Here is a 23,451-nt window from a genome sequence, read left to right as displayed (position 1 = left end):
AAACTGGGCTCACACCGCAACTTGTTGCTGCCCGGTCGAGCCGATCGCCTGTGCCGTGGCCGGCACGGTGCTGTGCCTTTTCATTCTCTGTGTGGGTGGGTGGAGCGCGATATGGTCGAGTCCGAGCTCAGCGGAATGGTGAATCGGTCCGGTTCGGATTCGGCGGATTCGGCCGATGGCATAGCCGTGATCGGCCTGGCGTGCCGGCTCCCGGGGGCCGCCGGACCAGCCGACTTCTGGCGGTTGCTCAGCGAGGGCGCGGACGCCGTCACCGACGTCCCTCCGGACCGGTGGGACGCGGTCGCGGCGGGTGACGCCGACCCGTCCGCACCCGGCAGGACCGACATCCGACGGGGCGGATTCCTCGACCGCATCGGCCACTTCGACGCCGGGTTCTTCGGAGTCTCCCCCAAGGAGGCCGCCGCCATGGACCCGCAACAGCGGCTCGTGCTGGAGCTGGCCTGGGAAGCGCTGGAGGACGCGCACGTGCGTGCCGGGACGCTGCGCTCCACCCGGACCGGGGTATTCGTCGGCGCCATCTGGGACGACTACGCGACCTTGCACCACCGCTCCGGGCTCACCGCCATCTCCCCGCACACCGTCACCGGCCTGCACCGCAGCATCATCGCCAACCGGGTCTCGTACTTCCTCGGGCTCAACGGTCCCAGCCTGACCGTGGACTCCGGCCAGTCCTCCTCCCTGGTCTCGATCCACCTCGCCTGCGAGAGCCTCCGCGAGGGCGAATCGACGATCGCCCTCGCGGGCGGGGTGAACCTCAACATCGTCCCCGAAAGCACCATGGGCGCCGCCAAGTTCGGCGGCCTGTCCCCCGACGGCCGCTGCTACACCTTCGACGCCCGCGCGAACGGCTACGTCCGCGGCGAGGGCGGCGGCATCGTCGTGCTCAAACCTCTCGCCCGGGCCGTCGCGGACGGCGACCCCGTCTACTGCGTGATCCGCGGTAGCGCGGTCAACAACGACGGTGGTGGCGACGGGCTGACCGTGCCGCTGCAGGCGGGGCAGGAACAGGTGCTGCGTCTCGCCTACGAGCGGGCCGGGATCGACCCCGCTCACGTCGGCTACGTGGAGTTGCACGGCACCGGCACCAAGGTCGGCGACCCCGTCGAGGCAGCCGCGCTCGGCGCAGTGCTCGGTGCGGGACGTGAGCCCGGCCGCCCACTGCGGGTCGGCTCGGCCAAGACCAACGTCGGCCACCTGGAGGGTGCCGCCGGCATCACCGGCCTGCTGAAGGCCGCTCTGTCGCTCAGCCACCGCGAACTGCCCGCCAGCCTCAACTTCGAGACGCCGAACCCGGCGATCCCCCTGAACCGGCTGAACCTGCGGGTGCAGACCGAGCACACGGCGTGGGAGGGGCAGGAGGACCGCCCGCTGCTCGCCGGCGTCAGCTCGTTCGGCATGGGCGGCACCAACTGCCACATCGTGCTGGCGGAACACCGGGCGACCGCGGCGGCCGCGGCTGCGGAGGCGGGTACGAGCGCGGCGCCGACCCCTTGGCCGCTGTCCGCCAAGACCGCATCCGGACTGCGCGCCCAGGCCGCCGCCCTGCTCGCACACGCCGAGGCGCACCCCGGTCTCGCCCTGCCCGACGTCGGCTGGTCGCTGGCCAACGGCCGCACCGCTTTCGAACACCGGGCCGTCGTCGTGGGCGAGGACCGCGACGACGTCCTGCGCGCCCTGCGCGAGCTGTCCACCGGCGGCATCGACGCCGCCCTGACCACGGGCCGCACCGGTCCGCGCGGCGAGTTCGCCTTCCTCTTCTCGGGCCAGGGCAGCCAGCGAGCCGGCATGGGCCGCGAACTGGCCGAGGCCTTCCCGGCGTTCGCCACCGCGCTGGACGAGGTGTGCGCCCACCTCGACGCCTTGCTGCCGCGGCCGCTGCGCGAGGTCATGTTCGCCCCCGAAGGCACCGAGGAAGCGGCCGAACTCGACCGGACCCTCTACACACAGACCTCGCTGTTCGCCTTCGAGGTCGCCCTGTTCCGGCTGCTGGAGAGCTGGGGCATCACCCCCGGCGTGCTGATGGGCCACTCCATCGGCGAACTCGCCGCCGCGCACGTGGCCGACGTCCTCTCGCTCGCCGACGCCTGCGCCCTCGTGGCCGCGCGCGGCCGCCTGATGCAGGCGCTGCCCGTCGGCGGCGCCATGATCGCCGTCCAGGCGGCGGAGGACGAGGTCCGCGCCCGCATCGGCGGCCGCACGGACCGCGTGAGCATCGCCGCCCTGAACGGCCCGGACTCCGTCGTCGTCTCCGGTGACGAGGAACTCGTCACCGAGATCGCCGACGCCTTCGCCGCCCTGGGTCGCAAGACCGGTCGGCTGCGGGTCAGCCACGCCTTCCACTCCCCGCACATGGAGCCCATGCTGGCGGAGTTCCGCGACGTGGCCGAGGGCCTGACCTTCCACGCCCCGCGTATCCCGATCGTGTCCAACGTGACGGGCCGGCTGTCCGAGGAGCCCTCGGGGTACGAAGGGTGCACGGCCGCGTACTGGGTCCGCCACGTGCGCGACGCGGTCCGCTTCGCCGACGGCGTCGCCCGCCTCGACGAGCACGGCGTCCGCACGTACCTGGAGCTCGGCCCCGGCGGCGTGCTCACCTCCATGGCCCGCGCGGGCGCCGACAGCGAGTCCTTGTTCGTCCCGGCCCTGCGCGCCCGTCGCCCCGAGGCGCAGGCCCTGCTGGCGGCGGTCGCCTCGCTGCACGTCCACGGCGTGGAGCCGGACTGGGACGCCCTGTTCGGCGGCGGGCGAGGCGCACGCCGCAAGGTCGCGCTCCCCACCTACGCGTTCGAACGGCAGCGGTACTGGCTGGACGGCGACACCACGTCGTCCGTCGCCATCACCGGCCGGGCTCCTGCGGCCCCGCGGCCGGACGCCGTCGCCCGGACCGACGGCGCACCCCTCGGAACCCTGGGCCGACGGCTGACCGGACTGCCCCGGTCCGAACGCGACGAGGCCGTGCTCGACCTGGTCCGCGCACACATCGCCGCCGTCCTGGGCCACGCCGACGCCCGCCAGGTCGAGACCGGGTGGACGTTCAAGGACCTCGGCTTCGACTCGCTCAGCTCGGTGGAACTGCGCGACCAACTGGGCGAGGCCACCGGCCTGCGCCTGCCCAGCGGGCTGCTGTTCGACCACCCGACCCCTGCCGCGCTCGCCCGCCACCTCGCCGCCCGGTCCCTGGGCGGCGAGGACACTGCGGCCTTCGCGCCCGCGACGTCGGCCGACCCCGACGAGCCCATCGCCATCGTGTCCATGAGCTGCCGTCTGCCCGGCGGGGTGAGCTCCCCCGAGGACCTGTGGCGGTTGGTCGCCTCCGGCGGCGACGCCATCTCCGGATTCCCGGCGGACCGCGGCTGGGACGTCGAAGCGCTCTACGACCCGGAGCCCGGCACGCTCGGCAAGTCCTCGACGCGGCACGGCGGCTTCCTGCACGAGGCGGCCGAGTTCGACGCCGGCTTCTTCGGCATCAGCCCCCGCGAGGCCACCGCGATCGACCCTCAGCAGAGGCTGGTCCTGGAGACCGCGTGGGAGGCCTTCGAACGGGCCGGCATCGACCCGTCCACGCTACGCGGGAGCCGGGCGGGCGTGTTCATCGGCGCGACGGCACAGGACTACGGCCCCCGGCTGCACGAGCCGGTCGACGGCACCGAGGGCTACCTGCTGACCGGCACGACGACCAGCGTCGCCTCGGGCCGCGTGGCCTACTCGTTCGGTCTGGAGGGCCCGGCGGTCACGGTGGACACGGCGTGTTCGTCCTCGCTGGTGGCGCTGCACCTGGCCGTCCAGTCGCTGCGCCGCGGCGAGTGCACGATGGCCCTGGCCGGCGGCGTCACCGTGATGTCCACGCCCGGCATGTTCGTGGAGTTCAGTCGGCAGCGCGGCCTGTCGGCGGACGGCCGGTGCAAGGCGTTCGGCGCCGGTGCCGACGGTACGGGCTGGGCCGAAGGCGTGGGCATGCTCCTGGTGGAGCGGCTCAGCGACGCCCGGCGCAACGGCCACCGGGTGCTGGCCGTCGTGCGGGGCAGCGCGGTCAACCAGGACGGCGCGTCGAACGGACTCGCGGCGCCGAACGGCCCCTCCCAGCAGCGTGTCATCCGCCAGGCCCTGGCGGCCGCCGGACTCGCGCCCGCGGACGTCGACGCCGTCGAGGCGCACGGTACGGGCACGCGGCTCGGCGACCCGATCGAGGCGGAAGCCCTCATCGCCGCCTACGGCCAGGGACGGGACGGCGACCGGCCGTTGTGGCTGGGTTCGCTGAAGTCGAACATCGGTCACGCCCAGGCCGCGGCGGGCGTGGCCGGTGTGATCAAGATGGTCATGGCGATGCGGCATGGTGTGCTGCCACGGACCCTGCACGTGGACGAGCCGACGCCGCACGTGGACTGGTCGGCGGGTGACGTACAACTGCTGACCGAGGCCGTCGACTGGCCCGAGTCGGACCACCCGCGCCGTGCCGCCGTGTCGTCCTTCGGCATCAGCGGCACCAACGCGCACGTCATCGTCGAGCAGGCCGCGACGAGCGACGAGCCCGCCCGCGAGACGGCCGATACGGGACCGGTCCCGTGGGTGCTGTCGGCGAGGAGCGATGCGGCGCTGCGGGAGCAGGCGGGTCGGCTGCTGTCCTTCCTGGACGCTGCGGGTGTCGGGGGTGTCGGGGGTGTCGGGGGCGTCGAGGTTCGGGCGGAGGACGTGGCGTTCTCGCTGGCGACGTCGCGTGCGGTGCTGGATCGCCGTGCTGTGGTCGTGGGGGAGGAGCTCGGAGAGTTCCGGCAGGGGCTGGAGGCGCTTGCTTCCGGTGCTGCTCCGGTGGGTGGTGGTGTCGGGGGCAAGGTGGGGTTCTTGTTCTCGGGTCAGGGTTCGCAGCGGGTCGGGATGGGGCGGGAGCTGTATGCGTCCTATCCGGTGTTCGCGGCGGCGTACGACGAAGTGTGCGCGCTCCTGGATACGCCGGTCGATGTCGACTCGGAGGAGTTGAACCAGACGGGTTCGGCGCAGCCGGCGTTGTTCGCGGTCGAGGTGGCGCTGTTCCGGCTTCTCGAATCGTGGGGCATCCGGCCGGACTACGTGGCCGGTCATTCGGTGGGTGAGATCGCTGCCGCTCATGTGGTGGGGGTGTTGTCGCTGGCGGATGCGGCGAGGTTGGTGTCGGCGCGTGCCGCGTTGATGCAGGCGCTGCCCGCGGGTGGGGCGATGGTTGCTGTGCAGGCGACCGAGGACGAGGTGCTGCCGCATCTGACCGGCGGCGTCGGTATCGCGGCGGTCAACGGCCCCCGTTCGGTGGTCATTTCGGGTACCGAGGACGCAGTTGCGGCCATTGCCGAATCGTTCGCTGCCCGGGGTCGTAAGACGTCCCGGCTGAAGGTCAGTCACGCGTTCCATTCGCCGTTGATGGACCCGATGCTGGAGGAGTTCGCGCAGGTCGTTCGCGGTCTGGCCTTCAACGAGCCGCAGATTCCCGTCATTTCGAACCTCACCGGTCGCCTGGCCGAGCCGTACACACCCGAGCACTGGGTCCGGCACGTGCGCGAAGCGGTGCGCTTCGCCGACGGCGTCAGGACCCTCGGCGACCTGGGCGTGACCACGTTCGTCGAGATCGGTCCGGGCGGTGTCCTCAGCGCGCTCGTCCAGGGCTGCTTCGACGACGGTACGGACGTCGTCACCGTTCCCGTCCTGCGTACCGACCGGCCCGAGCCGTACGCGCTCGTCACCGCCGTCGGACAGTTGCACACCCACGGCATCTCGCCCGACTGGCAGGCGATCTTCCCGGGTGCCCGGCGCATCGACCTGCCCACTTACGCCTTCCAGCGCGAGCGCTACTGGCTCGACGCGCCCCGAGCGGCGACCGCCGACGCCCCGGAGGCGATGGACGCCGAGTTCTGGGACTCCGTCGAAAGCGAGGACCGGACATCTCTCGGTTCGCTCCTGGGACTGGAGCCCGCCGAACTGGGCGTGGTCGCACCCAAGTTGGCCGCCTGGCGCCGGCAGCGGCGCGAGCAGTCCACCGCCGACGGCTGGCGCTACCGGATCACCTGGCAGCCGCTCGGTGACATTGCCGGGGCCGCTCCGTCGGGGACCTGGCTCTACGTGGTCTCCGAGGAGACCGCGTGGACCGAGGCGATCCGCGCCGGGCTCATGGAACTCGGCGTCGCGCTCGTACCGTTCGCCGTGGGTGAGGACACCGACCGCGACGTGCTCGCCCGGGCCTTCGCCGACGCCGGGCACGAGCAGGCCGACGGCATCCTGTTCGCCGCGGCACAGGGAGAAGCGGGGGCTGGTGCCCTCCAGCGGCTCGTCCTGCTCGTCCAGGCTCTCGGTGACGCCGGGATCGAGGCCCCGCTGTGGTGCCTGACCAGCGGCGCAGTGTCGACCGGCATGACGGACCCGCTGACCGACCCCGTCTCCGCCCAGCTCTGGGGCATGGGCAGGATCGTCGCCCTGGAACAGCCGCAGCGCTGGGGCGGGCTCGTCGACCTGCCCGCCGAGCTCGACTCCCGCGCGCTGGAGCGACTGGCCGGCGTGCTGACCCAGGCAGACGAGGACCAGCTCGCCGTACGCGCCTCCGGTGTGTCCGCCCGCCGCCTCGTGCGTGCGCCGCAGAGCGCGGCACCGGCGGACGCACCCTGGTCGCCGCGCGGCACCGTGCTCGTGACCGGTGGTACGGGTGCGCTGGGCGGGCACGTGGCCCGCTGGCTCGCCGGTGCCGGTGCCGAGCACCTGGTGCTCACCAGCCGCCGGGGACCCGACGCCCCGGGCGCCGCCGAACTCAAGGCGGAGCTGGAGGAGTTGGGCACTCAGGTCACCGTCGCCGCGTGCGATGCGGCCGACCGCGACGCGCTCGCCGAGTTGTTCGGTCGGCACATCGTGAATGCCGTGGTGCACACCGCGGGCGTACTGGACGACGGCCTGGTCGAATCGCTCACGCCCGAGCGCCTCGACCACGTGCTGCGCCCCAAGGTGGACGCGGCGCTCCACCTGCACGAGTTGACCCGGGACCGCCAGGACCTCGACGCCTTCGTGCTCTTCTCCTCGATGACCGGTGTCTGGGGCAACGGCGGCCAGGGCGCCTACGGTGCCGCGAACGCCTTCCTCGACGCCCTCGCCGAGCAGCGCCGGGCACAGGGCGTGCCCGCGCTGGCCGTCGCGTGGGGATCCTGGGCGGACGGAGGCATGGCCGACGGCGCCGCCGGTGACCATCTGCGACGGCGCGGCGTACGGGAGATCGCGGCCCTTTCCGCGATCTCCGTACTGCACGGTGCGCTGACCCGCGGCGAGACCTCCGTGACCGTCGCGGACGTGGATTGGGACCGCTTCGTCCCGGCCTTCGCCGGCACGCGCCCCTCCCCGTTGCTGCACGGTGTGCCCGAGGCTCGCAAGGCCCTCGAAGCCCGCGCCCAGGCCGCGCGGAGCGCCGAAGCGCCCGCGTCCGCGCTGGTCCAGCGTCTCCTCGGCGCCACGCCGGGGGAACAGGACCGCATCCTGCTGGACCTGGTCCGCGAGCAGGCCGCCACGGTGCTCGGCTACACGGGCAAGGGCGCCTTCGAAGCCGACCGGACGTTCCGCGAGACCGGCTTCGACTCGCTCACCGCCGTCGAACTGCGCCACAGGCTCCATACGGTCACCGGCCTCAAGCTGCCCACCACCCTGGTCTTCGACCACCCGACCCCCACCGCCCTCGCCCGTCACCTGGGCGAGGAACTCCTCGGCCGGCACGGGCCGGCGACGGACGCCGCGCAGACGTCGGCCGCCACCGCGGCCGACGAGCCCCTCGCGATCGTCAGCATGAGCTGCCGCTTCCCCGGTGGCGTCCAGTCGCCGGAGGACCTGTGGGAGCTGGTGAGCTCCGGCCGGGACGCGATGTCCGGTTTTCCCACCGACCGCGGCTGGGACATCGACGCGCTCTACGACCCCGACCCCGACCGGCCCGGCAAGACGTACTCGCGCGAGGGCGGCTTCGTCCAGGGCGCCGACCGCTTCGACGCCGGTCTCTTCGGGATCTCGCCGCGCGAGGCGCTGGCCATGGACCCTCAGCAGCGGCTGCTGCTGGAGACCGCGTGGGAGGCCTTCGAACGGGCCGGTATCGCACCCGCGTCCGTCCGCGCCGGCCGCACCGGTGTCTTCATCGGCACCAACGGCCAGGACTACGCCAACGGGCTGCGCAACGCGCCCGAGGAGATCGAGGGGTACGCGCTCACCGGCAAGGCGGCCTCGGTCGTCTCCGGACGCATCTCCTACACGTTCGGTCTGGAGGGCCCCGCCGTCACGGTCGACACGGCCTGCTCGTCGTCGCTCGTGGCCCTGCACCTGGCGATGCAGTCGCTGCGTAACGGCGAGTGCACGATGGCGCTGGTCGGGGGCGTCACCGTCATGACCACGCCGGACCTGTTCGTGGAGTTCAGCCGGCAGCGCGGGTTGGCCGCCGACGGACGGTGCAAGGCGTTCGCGGCCGGTGCAGACGGCACGGGCTGGGGTGAGGGCGTCGGGATGCTGCTGGTGGAGCGGCTGTCCGACGCGGAGCGCAACGGTCATCGGGTGCTGGCTGTCGTGCGGGGGAGTGCGGTCAATCAGGACGGTGCGTCCAATGGTCTGACGGCTCCGAACGGTCCTGCGCAGCAGCGGGTGATCCGGCAGGCGCTGGCGTCCGCCGGGCTCACGCCGGCCGACGTGGACGCGGTGGAGGCGCACGGTACGGGTACGAGGCTGGGTGACCCGATCGAGGCGCAGGCGCTGCTCGCCACGTACGGCCAGGAACACTCCGACGACCGGCCCGTGTGGCTGGGCTCGGTCAAGTCCAACATCGGTCATACGCAGGCCGCTGCGGGTGTCGCCGGTGTGATCAAGATGGTGTTGGCGATGCAGCACGGCGTGCTGCCGCAGACGCTTCATGTGGACGAGCCGACCGCGCACGTCGACTGGTCGGCGGGCGCCGTGCGGCTGCTGACCGAGCCGGTGCGATGGCCCGAGACCGCCGGGCCCCGCCGGGCCGCGGTGTCGTCCTTCGGCATCGGCGGCACCAACGCCCACACCATCATCGAGCAGGCGCCCGCCGCGGCCGTGGCCGAGCCGGCCCGGGAACACCGCCCGGTGCCCGTTCCGTGGGTGCTGTCGGCAAAGAGTGAAGTGGCGCTGCGGGCCCAGGCGGAGCGTCTACTGGCCTTCATGACCGACGACGTGTCGCCTGTCGACGCCGGATTCTCGTCGGCCACGACGCGGTCGGCGCTGGAGCACCGGGCCGCGGTCATCGGCACCGACCCGGCCGAGCTGAGGGCAGGTCTTGAGGCCCTCGTGGCAGGCGAACCGGCGGCGAACGTCGTCGCCGGGCGCGCCTACTCGGCGGGCAAGGTCGGGTTCTTGTTCTCGGGTCAGGGTTCGCAGCGGCTCGGCATGGGCCGCGACCTCTACGGCGCCTTCCCGGCGTTCGCCGCCGCCTACGACGAGATCCGTGCTCACCTCGACGTGACGCTCGACGTGGACGCGGAGGAGCTCGATCGGACGGGTTCGGCGCAGCCGGCGTTGTTCGCTGTGGAGGTGGCGCTGTTTCGGCTGCTGGAGTCGTGGGGTGTGCGGCCGGATTATGTGGCCGGTCATTCGGTGGGTGAGATCGCGGCTGCTCATGTGGCAGGTGTGTTGTCGCTGGCGGATGCGGCGAAGTTGGTGTCGGCGCGTGCCGCGCTGATGCAGGCGCTGCCCGCGGGCGGAGCGATGGTTGCTGTGCAGGCGACCGAGGACGAGATACTGCCGCATCTGACCGGCGGCGTCGGCATCGCGGCGCTCAACGGCCCGCGGTCGGTGGTGGTTTCCGGTGCTGAGGACGTGGTCACCGCCATCGGTGAGGTCTTCGCCGGACAGGGTCGTAGGACGTCCCGTCTGAAGGTCAGTCACGCGTTCCATTCGCCGTTGATGGATCCGATGCTGGAGGAGTTCGCGCGGGTCGTTCGCGGTCTGGCCTTCGAGGAGCCGCGGATTCCGGTGGTCTCCAATCTCACCGGCCGGCTGGCCGAGTCGTACACGCCCGAGTACTGGGTGCGGCACGTCCGTGAGGCGGTGCGCTTCGCGGACGGTGTGCGGACCTTGTACGAGCTGGGTGTGACCTCGTTCGTGGAGATCGGCCCCGGCGGCGTGCTGAGCGCGCTCACCCAGAGCTGCCTCGACGACGCGGAAGTCGTCACCGTTCCCGCCCTGCGTACCGACCGCCCCGAACCCCAGGCCGTCGTCACCGCACTCGCCGAACTGCACGTCAGCGGCGCCGAAGTGGACTGGCAGGCTTTCTTCCCGGGCGCCCGGCGCGTCGACCTGCCCACGTACGCCTTCCAGCGCGAGCGCTACTGGCTCGACGCCCGCGCCTTCGCCGGTGACATGCGCGCAGTGGGACAGGCCGAGGCCGGTCACCCGCTCCTCGGCGCCGCCGTGCCGCTGGCAGACGGCGACGGACACCTGCTCACCGGGCGGCTCTCGACGCATACGCACCCGTGGCTGATGGACCACGCCGTCAGTGGAGTCGCGCTCCTGCCGGGAACCGCGTTCGTCGAGCTGGCGATCACCGCTGCCGACGCCGTGGGCTGCGACCTGCTGGAAGAGCTGACGCTGGAGACACCGCTGCTCGTGCCGGAGCGCGGCGGCGTCGCCCTGCAGGTGCGCGTCGGCGCCGACGACGGCTCGGGCCGTCGGCCGCTGACCGTGCACTCTCGGATCGACGGCGGGGACGCGTATGCCCACGAGGACGTTTCCGAGCGGGCATGGGTCCGGCACGCCTCCGGCTCGCTGGCCGTCGCCGCGGGAGGGCCCCTGGACGGCTCGCTCGCCGCGTGGCCGCCCGTGGGTGCGGAGCCGGTCGACGTCGACGGGTTCTACGACCGCCTCGCCGGCATGGCGCTCGACTACGGCCCCGTCTTCCAGGGGCTGCGCGCCGCGTGGCGGAGCGGGGACGACTTCTTCGCCGAGGTGGAGCTGTCGGGCGCGGAGCGGAGGGACGCGGGCGCGTACGGCCTGCATCCCGCGCTGTTCGATGCCGCCCTGCACACCGTCTGGCTGGGCGCGGTCGAGCCGGAGGCCGGGACGGGGAACGGGCTGCTGCCGTTCGCCTGGAGCGGCGTGCGCCTGGCGGCTGCCGGAGCCTCCGGCCTGCGGGTGAAGGTCTCGCGCGTCGGCACCGGCACCTCCACTGTGTCGCTGATGCTGGCCGACGGCACCGGTGAGCCGATCGCGCAGGTCGACACGCTGACGTTGCGCCCGGTGCCGGCCGACCAGTTGCGCGCAGGTTCCGGCCGCGACGACGCGGTCTTCGGCCTGGAGTGGACGCCGGTCAGCATGCCGTCCGCGCCGGACGGCATGAGGATCGAGACGTATGAGGATCTCGCCGCTCTTCGGGCCGCCGACCCGCTGGCGGGCACCGGAGCCGATGCCGTGGTCGTGCCCTGCCCGACCGGGGCCGACGCGGACCTTGCCACACGGGTCCGTGAGGTCACCCACGCAGTGCTGGAGCTGGTGCAGTGGTGGCTGACCGAGGAACGCCCGGCGCGCCTGGTGCTGGTGATGCGTACGGGAGACCTCGCCCAGTCGGCGGTCAGCGGACTGGTCCGCTCGGCGCAGACCGAGAACCCCGACCGCATCGTGCTGGTGGAGACCTCCCGCGATGCCCATGTCGACATCGGCAGCGGAGTTGACGGCGCCGGTCTTGCCCGGGTGCTGCCCGGCCTGATCGCGTCGGGTGAGCCGCAGGCCGCGGTGCACGCGGACGACGAAGTCCGGGTGCCGAGGCTGGTCCGCGTCGCCGCGCCGGACGCGGAGTCGGAGCTTGCCGGCCTCGGCTCCGGCACCGTCCTGCTGACCGGAGCGTCGGGCGGGCTGGGCGGGCTGTTCGCCCGGCACCTGGTCGCCGAGCACGGCGTCCGCAGTCTGCTGCTGGTCAGCCGCCGCGGCGGGGACGCACCCGGCGTGGCCGAGCTCGCCGCCGAGCTGACCGCCCAGGGCGCCGACGTCACATGGGCCGCGTGTGACGTGGCCGACCGCGACGCCGTCCGCGCACTCCTGGCCGGGCCCGGGCAGAGTCTGTCCGCGATCGTTCACACCGCCGGTGTCCTCGACGACGGAATCATCGGTTCGCTGACCCCCGAGCGGCTGGACGCCGTGTTCCGACCGAAGGTGGACGCGGCGCTGAATCTGCACGACCTGGCGGGTGAGCTGTCCGGCGACCTGTCCGCGTTCGTGCTCTTCTCCTCGGTGGCGGGCACCCTCGGCACGCCGGGCCAGGGGAACTACGCCGCTGCCAACACCTTCCTCGACGCCCTCGCCGAGCACCGCCGATCGGCGGGCCTGCGGGCCACGTCGCTTGCCTGGGGCCTATGGACGCAGGACAGCAAGAGCGCCATGACCGGCAGCCTCGACCACACCGATCTCACGCGCATCAGACGCATGGGCATCGCCGCAATCCCGTCGGCGGACGGCCTGCGGATGTTCGACGCGGCACTGGCCACCGATCGGGCGGCGATCGCCCCGATCCGGCTCGACACGTCCGCCTTCCGCGACGGACAGGGGCAGCCCGTGCCGCCGGTCCTGCGCGGACTGGTGCGGGTCGCGCCGGTGCGGCGCGCGGCAGCAGCGGCCGAGGCGGCATCGTCCTTCCTCGGCCGGCGGCTGGCCGGGCTGCCGGAGGCCGAGCGCGAGCAGGTGGTGCTGGACCTGGTGCGCACCGAGGTCGCTGCCGTGCTCGGGCACGCCGGGGCCCAGTCGGTCGGAGCGGACGACTCGTTCAAGGACATCGGGTTCGGCTCGCTCACCGCCGTCGAACTGCGCAACCGGCTCAACTCGGCCGTCGGCATGCGCCTGCCCGCCACCCTGATCTTCGACCACCCGAACCCGCTTGCGCTCGCCCGCTTCCTCACCGCCGAAGCCGCAGGCTCCGGCGAGGCGGCGGCAGCCGTGCCGGCGACCTTCTCCACAGTCACCGGAACGACGGACGAGCCCATCGCGATCGTGGGCATGGCCTGCCGCTATCCCGGCGGCGTGCAGTCGCCCGAAGACCTGTGGCAGTTGGTGTTCTCCGGCCGCGACGCCGTGTCGGGATTCCCCGAGGACCGAGGCTGGGACGTGGAGAAGCTCTACGACCCGAACCCCGACCAGTGGGGTACCAGCTACACCCGGGAGGGCGGCTTCCTCCACGACGCGGCGGACTTCGACGCCGAGTTCTTCGGGATCTCGCCGCGTGAGGCGCTGGCGATGGACCCGCAGCAGCGGTTGCTGCTGGAGACGTCGTGGGAGGCGTTCGAGCGGGCCGGGATCGACCCGGCGACGGTGCGGGGCAGCAGGACGGGTGTCTTCGCCGGCGTGATGTACCACGACTACGGCGGGCGCGTGCGCACCTCGCCGGCCGGACTGGAGGGCTATCTCGTCAACGGCAGCGCGGGCAGCGTGGCTTCGGGGCGCGTTTCGTACACGTTCGGGCTTGAGGGTCCGGCGGTCACGGTGGACACGGCGTGTTCGTCCTCGCTGGTGGCGCTGCACCTGGCCACCCAGTCGCTGCGCAGTGGCGAGTGCTCGATGGCGCTGGTCGGCGGCGTCACGGTGATGGCAGGCCCGTCCGTGTTCGTGGAGTTCAGTCGGCAGCGTGGTCTGTCGGCGGACGGCCGGTGCAAGGCGTTCGCGGCCGGTGCGGACGGCACCGGGTGGGCGGAGGGTGCGGGCATGCTGCTGGTGGAGCGGTTGTCCGATGCCCGTCGCAACGGGCATCAGGTGCTGGCGGTGGTCCGTGGTACGGCGGTGAACCAGGACGGCGCGTCGAACGGTCTGACGGCTCCGAACGGGCCGTCGCAGCAGCGGGTGATCCGGCAGGCGCTGGCCAACGCGGGTGTGTCCTCGGAGCAGGTCGATGCGGTGGAGGCGCACGGTACGGGTACGAGGCTGGGTGACCCGATCGAGGCGCAGGCGCTGATCGCCACGTACGGCCAGGAGCGGTCGGAGGACCGGCCGTTGTGGCTGGGCTCGCTGAAATCGAACATCGGCCACGCCCAGGCCGCGGCGGGCGTCGGCGGCATCATCAAGATGGTGATGGCGATGCGGCACGGTGTGCTGCCGCGGACCCTGCACGTGGACGAGCCGACGCCGCACGTGGACTGGTCGGCCGGTGACGTCCGGCTGCTGACCGAGGCGGTGGAGTGGCCTGCGAGGGACGCGCCGCGGCGTGCCGCCGTGTCGTCCTTCGGCGTGAGCGGCACCAACGCCCACGTGATCGTCGAGCAGGCGCCCGGCGTGGCGGAGAAGTCCCCTGCTTCGGCCTCGACTTCGGCCTCAGGGGCGGTCGTGCCGTGGGTGCTGTCGGCGAGGAGCGATGCGGCGCTGCGGGAGCAGGCGGGTCGGCTGCTGTCCTTCCTGGACGCTGCGGGTGTCGGGGGTGTCGGGGGTGTCGGGGGCGTCGAGGTTCGGGCGGAGGACGTGGCGTTCTCGCTGGCGACGTCGCGTGCGGTGCTGGATCGCCGTGCTGTGGTCGTGGGGGAGGAGCTCGGAGAGTTCCGGCAGGGGCTGGAGGCGCTTGCTTCCGGTGCTGCTCCGGTGGGCGGTGACGTCGGGGGCAAGGTGGGGTTCTTGTTCTCGGGTCAGGGTTCGCAGCGGGTCGGGATGGGGCGGGAGTTGTATGCGTCCTATCCGGTGTTCGCGGCGGCGTACGACGAGGTGTGCGCGCTCCTGGAGGTGCCGGTCGATGTCGACTCGGAGGGGTTGAACCAGACGGGTTGGGCGCAGCCGGCGTTGTTCGCGGTCGAGGTGGCGCTGTTCCGGCTTGTCGAATCGTGGGGCATCCGGCCGGACTATGTGGCGGGTCATTCGGTGGGTGAGATCGCGGCTGCTCATGTGGCGGGTGTGTTGTCGCTGGCGGATGCGGCGCGGTTGGTGTCGGCGCGTGCCGCGTTGATGCAGGCGCTGCCCGCGGGTGGGGCGATGGTGGCGGTGCAGGCGACCGAGGACGAGGTGCTGCCGCATCTGACCGACGAGGTCGGGATCGCGGCGCTCAACGGGCCTCAGGCCGTCGTGGTCTCCGGAGCCGAGGACGCGGTCACGGCGATTGCCGAGGTCTTCCGGGAGCAGGGTCGTAAGACGTCCCGGCTGAAGGTCAGTCACGCGTTCCACTCGCCGCTGATGGACCCGATGCTGGAGGAGTTCGCCGAGGTCGTTCGCGGTCTGGCCTTCGACGAGCCGCGGATTCCCGTCGTTTCGAACCTCACCGGTCGCCTGGCCGAGTCGTACACACCCGAGTACTGGGTCCGGCACGTACGCGAAGCGGTCCGCTTTGCCGACGGCGTCAGGACCCTCGGCGATCTGGGCGTGACCACGTTCGTCGAGATCGGCCCGGGCGGTGTCCTCAGCGCGCTCGTCCAGGGTTGCGTCGACGACGTTCCAGGCATCGTCACGGTTCCTGCCCTGCGTGCCGACCGCCCCGAGCGGTATGCGATCACTGCCGCAATCGGGCAGTTGCACACCCGCGGCATCTCGCCCGACTGGCAGGCGATCTTCCCGGGTGCCCGGCGCATCGACCTGCCCACGTACGCCTTCCAGCGTGAGCGCTACTGGCTCGACGTTCCCCAGGCGTCCGGTGACGTCCGGGCCGCCGGCCTGGGGGCGGCGGACCATCCGTTCCTCGGTGCCGCGATTGCGACGGCCGACAGCGACGGGGTCCTGCTCACCGGACTGCTTTCCCTCGAAACCCATCCCTGGCTCGCCGACCACGCCGTGAGCGGGACCGTTCTGCTGCCCGGCACCGCGTTCGTCGAGTTGGCGATCCGGGCGGGCGACGAGACGGGGTGCGGATCGATCGAAGACCTCACCCTTGAACTTCCCCTGGTGGTGCCCGAGCGCGGTGGCGTCACCCTTCAGGTGGCTGCCGGCCCGGAGGACGAGTCCGGCCGACGGCAGCTGAGCGTGCACTCGCGCGTCGACGACGGTTCATGGCTGCGGCACGCGACGGGTGTGCTGTCCTCGGCAGAGGCACCGCACGCCGCGGACCTCGGCGCGTGGCCGCCGACGGGCGCGGAGGCTGTCGACCTGACGGCGTTCTACGAGGGCATGGCCGCTGCGGGCCTGGACTACGGTCCGGTCTTCCAGGGCCTGCGCTCGGTGTGGCGCGGCGGGGACGACGTCTTCGCCGAGGTCGAGCTGCCGGACGAGTCCGCGCCGGAGGCGGCGGAGTTCGCCCTGCACCCGGCGCTGCTGGACGCCGCCCTGCACGCTCTGGCCGCCGGTGGGCTGGTGGCGCTGGACGAGGGCCCGGTCCTGCCGTTCGCGTGGTCCGGCGTCGTCGTGCACGCTGCCGGTGCGGCGATGGTGCGGGTGAAACTGTCGCGGACGGCCACCGGTTCGGTGACGCTGGCCGTGGCCGATGGCACCGGTGCCCCGGTGGCCTCGGTCGAGTCGCTGTCGTTGCGGGCCGTCTCGGCGGAGCAATTGCGCGGTGTCGGTGGCGGCGATCAGTTGTTCGCGCTGGAGTGGACGCCGTTCACCCTTCCCTCCGCCACCGACGCGCTGGAGATCGAGACTGTCGCGGACTTCGACGCACTGCGGGAGTCGGAAGGGGCACCGGACGTCGTCGTCGTTGCGTGCCGGGCGGGGTCCGGTACGGAGACCGCCGATCGGGTGCACGGTGTCGTGGGTGAGGTTCTGGCGCTGGTGCAGTGGTGGTTGGCGCAGGAGCGTGTGGGGCGTCTGGTGTTGGTGACGCGTCCGGGTGATCTGGCTCATGCCGCGGTGTGGGGGCTGGTGCGGTCGGCGCAGTCGGAGAATCCGGACCGGATCGTGCTGGTGGAGGCCGAGGAGACGGAGGCAGTGGTCCGTGTGCTGCCTGCCGTGCTCGCTTCCGGTGAGCCGCAGTTCGCGGTTCGTGACGGGGAGGTGTTCGTACCGCGCCTGGTGAAGGCCACCGGGACGGCCACCGGCACGCCCGACTTCGGCTCCGGCACAGTCCTGCTGACCGGTGCGTCCGGTGCGCTGGGCGGGCTCGTAGCCCGGCACCTGGTCGCCGAGCACGCAGTGCGCAGCCTGCTGCTGCTCAGCCGGCGTGGCGCGGAGGCTCCCGGCGCGGTCGAGCTGGAGGCGGAACTGGTCGCATGGGGCGCCGAGGTCACCTGGGGGGCCTGCGACGCCGCCGACCGGGACGCCCTCGCCGAGGTCCTGTCCGGCACGCCGGTGACTGCCGTGGTGCACGCAGCCGGCGTACTCGACGACGGCGTGATCACCGCGCTCACCCCGGAGCGCATGGAGAAGGTGCTGCGCCCGAAGGTCGACGCGGTGCTCAACCTCCATGAGCTGACGAGCGGCCTGTCGGCGTTCGTCGTCTTCTCCTCGGTGTCCGGAATCCTGGGCAGCGCGGGACAGGGCAACTACGCGGCGGCGAACACCTTCCTCGACGCCTTCGCCGAAGCCCGCCACGCCCGGGGGCTTCCCGCCACGTCGCTGGCGTGGGGCCTGTGGGAGCAGGGCAGTGGCATGGCCGACCGGCTCGACCGGACGGACCACGCCCGGCTCAAGCGGGTGGGCCTGGCCCCGATGGCCGTCGACGAAGGACTGCGACTGTTCGACGCGGCGCTGGCTCTGGGCCGGGCCGCCGTCGCCCCGCTCCGGCTCGACCTGGGAGGGCTGCGGGGCACGGTGCCGCCGGTCCTGCGAGGACTGCGCGGGCCTGTACGGGGCACCGCGCGGCGCACGGTGCGGACCGCGCCGAAGGGATCGCTGGGCCGACGGCTGGCCGGGCTGCCGGAGGCCGAGCGCGAGCAGGTGGTGCTGGACCTGGTGCGCACCGAGGTGGCCGCCGTGCTCGGCCATGCCTCGGCCCAGGCCGTCCAGCCGGAACACGCGTTCCAGGACGCCGGTTTCGACTCGCTCACCTCGGTGGAACTGCGTAACCGGCTGAACACGGCGACCGGGCTGCGGCTCCCCGCCACCATGGTCTTCGACCACCCCACGCCCGTCGCGCTCTCCCGCTTCCTGCTGACCGAGACGCTGGGCGTCCAGGAACGGGCCGAGGCAGCGGTCGCCGCGGTGACCGGGACGGACGAGCCGATCGCGATCGTGGGCATGGCCTGCCGGTTCCCCGGTGACGTGCGGTCGCCCGAGGAGCTGTGGCGCCTCGTCGCCTCCGGCGGCGACGCGATCTCGGGATTCCCCGAGGACCGCGGCTGGGACGTCGAGAACCTCTACGACCCGGACCCCGACCGCTCCGGCAAGTCCTCCGTGCGCCACGGCGGCTTCCTCCACGAGGCTGCCGAGTTCGACCCGGCCTTCTTCGGGATCTCGCCGCGTGAGGCGCTGGCGATGGACCCGCAGCAGCGGTTGCTGCTGGAGACGTCCTGGGAGGCGTTCGAGCGGGCCGGGATCGACCCGGCGACGGTGCGGGGCAGCAGGACGGGTGTCTTCGCCGGCGTGATGTACCACGACTACGGCGGGCGCGTGAAAACGACTTCGGAGGGCATGGAGGCCTACCTGGGCAGTGGCAGCGCGGGCAGCATCGCCTCCGGCCGGGTCTCGTACACGTTCGGGCTTGAGGGCCCGGCGGTCACGGTGGACACGGCGTGTTCGTCTTCGCTGGTGGCGCTGCACCTGGCGGCCCAGTCGCTGCGCAGTGGTGAGTGCTCGATGGCGCTTGTCGGCGGTGTCACGGTGATGGCGACTCCCTCGACGTTCGTGGAGTTCAGTCGGCAGCGTGGTCTGTCGGCGGACGGCCGGTGCAAGGCGTTCGCGGCCGGTGCGGACGGCACCGGGTGGGCGGAGGGTGCGGGCATGCTGCTGGTGGAGCGGTTGTCCGATGCCCGTCGCAACGGGCACCGGGTGCTGGCGGTGGTCCGTGGTACGGCGGTGAACCAGGACGGCGCGTCGAACGGTCTGACGGCTCCGAACGGGCCGTCGCAGCAGCGGGTGATCCGGCAGGCGCTGGCCAACGCAGGTGTGTCCTCGGAGCAGGTCGATGCGGTGGAGGCGCACGGTACGGGTACGAGGCTGGGTGACCCGATCGAGGCGCAGGCGCTCCTTGCGACCTATGGCCAGGAGCGTGAACGGCCGCTCCTGCTGGGCTCGTTGAAGTCCAACATCGGTCACACGCAGGCCGCCGCGGGCGTCGCCGGTGTGATCAAGATGGTGATGGCGATGCGGCACGGTGTGCTGCCGCGGACCCTGCACGTCGATGAGCCGACCCCACACGTGGACTGGTCGGCGGGTGACGTACAACTGCTGACCGAGGCCGTCGACTGGCCGGAGACCGACCGCCCGCGCCGTGCCGCCGTGTCGTCCTTCGGCATCAGTGGCACCAACGCCCACGTGATCGTCGAACAGGCCCCCGCCTCCGCGGAGTTGACGCCCGGGCCCGACAGCGGTGCGGTCGTACCGTGGGTGCTGTCGGGCAGGACGGAGGCGGCGCTTCGGGCACAGGCGGAGCGTCTGCTGTCCCTGGCGACGGCCATGGCCACGGACCTGCGGCCGGCCGACCTCGGGTTCTCGCTCGCCACCACACGCTCTCCCATGGAGCACCGGGCCGCTGTGGTGGGGGAGAACCGGGACGAACTCCTCGAAGGACTCGGCGCGTTGGCCGCAGGGTCACCGTCCGCCCGGCTCGTCCTGGGCGAACCGGGCACCGGCGGCAAGGTGGGGTTCTTGTTCTCGGGTCAGGGTTCGCAGCGGATCGGGATGGGGCGCGGACTCCATGACACGTTCCCGGTGTTCGCGGCGGCGTACGACGAGGTGTGCGCGCTCCTGGAGGTGCCGGTCGATGTCGACTCGGAGGAGTTGAACCAGACGGGGTCGGCACAGCCCGCGCTCTTCGCCCTTGAGGTCGCCCTGTTCCGGCTCCTCGAATCGTGGGGCATCCGGCCGGACTACGTGGCCGGTCATTCGGTCGGTGAGATCGCTGCCGCTCATGTGGCGGGGGTGTTGTCGCTCGCGGATGCGGTGAAGCTGGTGTCGGCGCGTGCCGCGTTGATGCAGGCCCTGCCCGCGGGCGGGGCGATGGTGGCGGTCCAGGCGACCGAGGACGAGGTGCTGCCGTACCTGACCGACGAGGTCGGGATCGCGGCGGTCAACGGCCCGAGGTCGGTCGTTGTCTCCGGGGCCGAAGACGTGGTCGCCGCCATCAGCGAGGCCTTTCGGGAGCAGGGTCGTAAGACGTCCCGCCTGAAGGTGAGCCACGCGTTCCATTCGCCGCTGATGGACCCGATGCTGGAGGAGTTCGCGGAGGTCGTTCGCGGTCTGGCCTTCAACGAGCCGCGGATTCCCGTCGTTTCGAACCTCACCGGCCGGCCGGCCGAGGCGTACACGCCCGAGTACTGGGTCCGGCACGTCCGTGAAGCGGTCCGCTTCGCCGACGGCGTCCGGACTCTCCACGAGCTGGGCGTGACGACCTTCGTGGAGATCGGTCCCGGCGGCGTCCTCACCGCCCTTGCCGAAGGCTGCCTCGACGGCTCAGACATCGTCACTGTCCCGGTCGTACGGACCGACCGCCCCGAGCCGCAGGCCGTCGTCACCGCGCTCGCCGAACTGCACACCCATGGCGTGTCCCCGGACTGGCAGGCGATCTTCCCCGGCGCCCGGCGCGTCGACCTGCCGACCTACGCCTTCCAGTACGAGCGCTACTGGCTGGATGCGTCCGAGGAGTTCACCGGCAGCGCCGCCGCCACTGGACTCGGGCTGGGAGCGGCGGAGCACCCGTTGGCCGGTGCGGTGGTCGCGCTGCCCGGCGCCGACGGGTTCCTGGTCACCGGGCGGCTCTCGCTCAGGACGCACCCCTGGCTCGCCGACCACACGGTCATGGGCAGCGTGCTGCTGCCGGGCACCGCGCTCGTGGAACTGGCGGTGCGTGCGGGCGACGAGGCCGGTTGCGCGCAGGTCGAGGACCTGACGCTGGAAGCACCGCTGGTCGTCCCGGAGCGCGGTGGTGTGGCCGTGCAGGTGTGGGTCGGGGCCGAGGAGGAGCCGGGCAGGCGCGCGCTGAGCGTGCACTCGCGACGGGAGGACGCCCCGGACGACGCGCCGTGGGTGCGGCATGCGGTCGGCTTCCTGACGGATGCGCTGCCCGAGCCGCCGCACGGCGCGGACCTCGGCGCCTGGCCGCCGGCGGGTGCCGAGGCCGTCGACCTGACCGGGTTCTACGAGGGCCTGGACGGACTTGGCCTGGGCTACGGCCCGGTCTTCCGGGGGCTGCGGTCGGTGTGGCGCAGCGGGAACGACGTTCTCGCCGAGGTCGCCCTCCCCGAGGGCACGGAGGCGGGCGCGTTCGCCGTTCATCCGGCGCTGCTGGACGCGGCGCTCCACGCGATCGGCGCAGGCGGGCTCGGCCCCGTCGTCGACGGGCCGCTGCTGCCCTTCGCCTGGTCCGAAGTGGGTGTGCGTGCCGCGGGGGCGACGGCGCTGCGGGTCAAGGTCTCTCGCACGGGTACGGACGCGGTGTCGCTGACCGTGGCCGACGCCTCGGGTGGTCTCGTGGCCACGGTCGGCTCACTGTCGCTGCGGCCGGTGTCGCGCGAGCAACTGCTCATGGCGGGCGGCTCCGGCAGGCGTGCCGAAGACTCGCTGTTCGGACTCGCATGGCAGCCCGCGGCCCTCACCGAGGTCGACGCTGCCGCCGGCCTCGACGTACGGAGCTACGCGGACCTGGCCGCTCTGTCCGCCGAGCCGGTCCTTCCCGATGTCGCGGTGGTCACCGTCGTTGCGTGCCGGGCGGGGTCCGGTACGGAGACCGCCGATCGGGTGCACGGTGTCGTGGGTGAGGTTCTGGCGCTGGTGCAGTGGTGGTTGGCGCAGGAGCGTGTGGGGCGTCTGGTGTTGGTGACGCGTCCGGGTGATCTGGCTCATGCTGCGGTGTGGGGGCTGGTGCGTTCGGCGCAGTCGGAGAATCCGGACCGGATCGTGCTGGCGGAGGCCGAGGAGACGGAGGCAGTGGTCCGTGTGCTGCCTGCCGTGCTCGCTTCCGGTGAGCCGCAGTTCGCGGTCCGTGGCGGGGAGGTGTTCGTACCGCGCCTGGTGAAGGCCACCGGGATCGCCACCGCCACCGGCACTGCCACTGCCACCGCCGCTGACCGGCCGGGCCTCGCCGGCGGCACCGTCCTCGTGACCGGTGCCGCCGGGGCGCTGGGCACGCTCGTCGCGCGGCACCTGGTGTCCGAGCACAAGGTGCGCCGCCTCCTGCTGGCGAGCCGCCGGGGCGCGGACGCGCCCGGTGCGGCCGAACTGGAGGCCGAACTGGTCGCATGGGGCGCCGAGGTCACCTGGGCGGCCTGCGACGTCGCGGACAGGGAGGCCGTCTCCGAAATGCTGGACGGGCTCGGCGAGCATGCGCTGTCGGCCGTCGTGCACACCGCGGGTGTTCTCGACGACGGGGTCGTCGCCTCGATCACACCGGAGAGGATGAAGGAGGTCTTCCGCCCCAAGGTGGACGCCGTGCTGAACCTGCACGAGTGCACCCGGGAAATGGGCCTGACCGCCTTCGTGGTGTTCTCGTCCGTCGCCGGCATGGTCGGCAGCGCCGGTCAGGCGAGCTACGCGGCGGCGAATTCCTTCCTCGACGCCTTCTCCGCACACCGGCGCCGCGAGGGGCTGCCCGCCACATCGCTGGCATGGGGTGTGTGGGAACAGTCCGGCGCGATGACGGACGGCCTCGCCGAGGCCGACCGGGCGCGGATGGCGCGCAGCGGCGTGCTGCCGCTGTCGCCGGAGGAGGGGCTGCGGCTGTTCGACGCGGCACTGGTTTCGGGCGAGGCGGTACTCGCCCCGGTCCGCATCGACACCGGCGCGCTGCGCGCCGGTGAGGTACCGCCGGTGCTGCGCGCCCTGGTGCCGGCCGCGGCCGCCCGAAGGACCGCGCAGGCCGCCGCTCCCCCCGCGTCCTCGCTGGCCGAGCGCCTGGAGGGACTGCCGGAGGCCGAGCGGGAAAGGACCGTGTTGGACCTGGTCCGGGCCGAGACGGCCGCGGTTCTTGGGCACGCGTCGGACCGTACGGTCCGGCCGGAACACGCCTTCCAGGACCTGGGCTTCGACTCCCTCACGGCCGTCGAACTGCGCAACCGGCTGAACAAGGCCACCGGGTTGCGGCTCCCCGCGACGCTGGTCTTCGACCACCCGACACCCGCTCTTCTGGTCCGTCACATGCTCACGGAGACGGCGGGGGCCGCCGAACCAGCCCTAGTGAATTCCCTACTTGCCGACTTGGACAGGGTCGAACAAGAATTGGTCACGAAGTTGTCGGCGAGTGAAGCTCGCGACCGGATCCTGTCAAAGCTCCGGACCGTATTGGCGATTGCCGGTGAATCCGGCAAGGCGCCGGTCCAGGAAGACCCTGGTACGGGCGGCAGCAATCTGGAATCGGCCACGGACGACGAAGTATTCGATCTGCTCGGCAAGGAATTCGGGATTTCCTGACCGCTTCCGCGCGGTCGGGTGACCTCTTGCCGAATTCCGGCAAGTCTTCGCAGG

1 protein-coding gene is annotated in these 23,451 nt (G+C 72.3%); it reads left to right on the top strand.

Annotated features, from left to right (window positions below; all coding sequences use genetic code 11):
- Positions 1 to 111: 111 nt before the first annotated feature.
- Positions 112 to 23,397 carry a type I polyketide synthase gene (locus OHT01_RS01770; RefSeq protein WP_328551294.1) on the top strand — a complete coding sequence of 7,762 codons (23,286 nt, stop codon included), beginning with the start codon at positions 112 to 114 and terminating at the stop codon, positions 23,395 to 23,397.
- Positions 23,398 to 23,451: the final 54 nt, after the last annotated feature.

Source organism: Streptomyces sp. NBC_00358 (assembly GCF_036099295.1).
GTDB lineage: Bacteria > Actinomycetota > Actinomycetes > Streptomycetales > Streptomycetaceae > Streptomyces.
Note: the sequence above shows the minus strand (reverse complement) of the source record. Positions and strands in the feature narration are given on the sequence as shown.